The 3067-nt window shown below is 60.2% G+C and carries 2 protein-coding genes; one reads left to right on the plus strand and one right to left on the minus strand.

The features are described from left to right. Positions 1-217: 217 nt before the first annotated feature. A complete protein-coding gene (locus WCB02_RS38880; RefSeq protein WP_423967558.1) occupies positions 218-1471 on the minus strand; it encodes an ABC transporter substrate-binding protein in 1254 nt (417 codons plus the stop codon). A 955-nt stretch (positions 1472-2426) separates the two neighbouring features. Between WCB02_RS38880 and WCB02_RS38885 the strand changes: the two genes are divergently transcribed. Next, positions 2427-2897: a hypothetical protein gene (locus WCB02_RS38885; RefSeq protein WP_423967560.1), complete on the plus strand. Its 471-nt coding sequence runs from the start codon at positions 2427-2429 to the stop codon at positions 2895-2897. The last annotated feature ends 170 nt before the right edge of the window (positions 2898-3067 follow it).

Here is a 3067-nt window from a genome sequence, read left to right on the forward strand (position 1 = left end):
CGAAATCGCCATGCGCGAAATTGACGATGTTCATCATGCCCCAGACCAGCGTGAGGCCCGAGGAGAACAGCGCGTAGACGGCTCCGAGCAACAATCCGCCGACGATCACCTGGACAAGGACAAAGGACATGGAGCCGCGCGTCGTTGCGAGAAAGGCGTTGTCGCCGGATTCAAGCAAAAGTCAGGGCGGGATTCAATATCCGCGCCGACATGGGATTTACCAGCCCTTGTAGGGCAGAATGGGCGCCTTTTCGGCGCTGGCCTTGGGCCAGACGGCAACGTAGTTTTCGCCGTCCTGCAACTGGATGATGACCCCGGAGGCCAGGATGTTCTGGCCCTTGTCGTCGAACTTGACGCCGTTATAGCCCATCATCAGCTGGCTGGGCTTGAGGTCGGTGGCCCGCAGCGCCGCCTGGATCTTGGCAGGCTCGGTCGAACCGGCGCGATCGATCGCGTCCACCAGCACGAAAAAACCCTGCATCTCGCGCGCGGCGGTGTCATCCATCTCGTCGCCGCTCTTCTTCTTGTAGAGCTCCGCGATGACAGCGGTCGGCGAGCCCGGCGGACCGACGCTCCAGGACGACCGGTTGAAGACGCCTTGAGAGATCATGCCGACCGTCTTGATGAAAGACGGATCGGAATAGCCTGCGTCATCGGCGATCATCAGCGGCGGCTTGTAGTCCTGCGCCTGCATCGTCTTGGCGAACAGGATCGCATCCGACGCGTACGAGATCATGATCACGACATCGGGACTCTTTTCCTTCAGCTGCAGCACCTGGCTCTGCACGTCGGTCGCGTTCGAGACGTAGGCGATGTCGAGCGCGATCTTTGTGCCCTTCGCCTTGAACACGTCGGTGATGGTGGCGGCGACGGAGGTACCGTATTCGGTGTTGTCATGCACCAGTGCGATGCTGTCGGTCTTGGCACCCTGAGCCTTCATATCGACCAGGAAATCGGAATAGATCTTGGCGAAGTCGGTTGCGACCGGCGTGGTGCGAAAGAACCATTTGAAGCCACGCTCGGTGAGATTGGCCGCAACGGATTCACCGTTCAGGAATGGAATCCCGTATTTCTCGGCGATGGAACTCGCGGTCAAGGTGATGCCGGATTGATAGGCGCCGGTGAGCGCGACAACCTTGTTCTCGGTAATCAGGCGCAACGCCTGGTTCTGGCCAGTGGCGGGACTGCCCTGGTTGTCGGCGAACACCACCTCGACCTTGGCGCCGCCGAGACCTGCAAGACCGGCATTCCTGGCGAGCGGAAGGTCGCCAAGCTCGGGATGAGCGTTGTTGATGATGTCTTGCGCGACTTCGAGGGCATATTTGGCATGGATGCCGGTGCTCGCAGCGCCGCCGGTCATCGGAAAGATCGCGCCGATCTTGACGACCTTGTCCTCCGCAACAGCCTGGCTTGCGAGCGCGGCCGATAGCGCGGCGGCGCAAGCGAACCCGAGCAATCGTCCAAACTTCATGCGACGCTCTCCCAAACCTAGCTCCGGCGGCAGGCTTCTTCGCATGGCGCAACACCCGGCACGCCGCCCTTCCCCTGCTTTGCGGGTTCAACAATTGCATGGCCGGTTGGCAGGGGCAAGTTGTGCGGCAGGCGAACAACGCTCCCCGGCTGCTCAACTGTTGGTCGATCGCACGACGAGAAGCACCCGCCTGACAACAGGCCGACCGAAAGGCAGGCCAGCGCGTGCGGGACATTTCGTCAACCCACTGAAATCGCCTAACAATCCCTTGGGAAAACGTGTAACGGCCGCACACGCCGACGGGCTCTCGATGGACGACGACCGCGAAGACCAGCTGTTCTTCCGAAACCGACCCTTGCATTGGTTCGAACGCCGGCTCGGATTCGAAACCGGCAAGCCGATCTGCGCGCCACTCGAAAGGCGCGGCCCTCTCAGGCGCTGCCCGAGCTGCGGCTCGAGTTATGTCGAGAACGGGACGCGGCCAATTTCATCATGCCGCTTACGGCACGGGCTCCCGCCGAGGCGCCCAGACGGTTCGCCCCGCATTGCCTGCTGCAAGCTATCGCCCTCGGCCGTCGGTTGCGGTCGCCGGGCGCGGAGCGTTCGACCGTTGCATGTGCATCGAATGGTCGCTAGTTCGAACCCGGCAGAGCTACACGTCAGCCGGCTCGTTCGCAGCCGCCAATGCCATTGATCACTTCTCTTCGGAGAGACTGCTCACATCAAGGAGAAACAGCGGCGCATTCATCTGAGAATGGAACGAGACGTTGCTATCATCTTAAGATGGAGTTACTTCGAATTTTTGATTTTACTTCGTCGCTCATCCGTGAAAGTGATCACCGGGCAAAAGCCGCCGCTCTGTTAGTTGCGTCGCCTCGACAGTTTAGAGAGAGCCGCGCAGGGACAGTTGCGTAGAGAGAGCTGGTACAACTTTCCTGATCGGAGAACTCATGAGATGGAGGATGGCGCCAAGCCTCCCGACGACAATCTATCGAAAGTCGTTGAAGATCTGGGGTTCCTGCCGCACGACCTGTGGCGGCAATGTCGTCGCCTGATCGAGAGCCACCATGCGGTCAATGGATATTTCTGTCTGCCCGACATGCTGTGGAGGTCTCAGCTCGGTCCATTCATTGAAAGGCAGGAACAGCTCGGCCGGTTGCTCAAGAGGGCGTCGACAACACGGAGTGCAAAGACAGCCAATGAGAGTTTTGTAAGAATAGCGACGACAATTCTGTCGTTGGAGATCCTGGCCAGCAGCTTCGCCGGCTGGAGCGCGATCTACCCAAAGGCCGGCGAAAATGCGCGCGCGCTCCTGACTCGAAATGCACTCAGTGCCAAAATGCCGCTCATGGAGCTTTACGTCTATGCGCCAAAATATATCGGCTCGACCGCATTTGCGACGCTCGCACCGCCGCCGACCGTCTGAGATGTGAAGCGGCCGAGTCTCTCGACGCCGCGATCGAAGTACACATGAAAGTGATGGTGGCGTCGTCACCATTGTCGGGTTTCACATGGCCGGCGCCGCTCGCGGCAGCGTCAACCAGCACAGCAACGTCGTCGACCGTTGCGGATCCGCGTCCTGCCCAAGGCCTGCTC

The sequence above is a fragment of the Bradyrhizobium sp. genome (genome assembly GCF_049581145.1).
GTDB lineage: Bacteria > Pseudomonadota > Alphaproteobacteria > Rhizobiales > Xanthobacteraceae > Bradyrhizobium.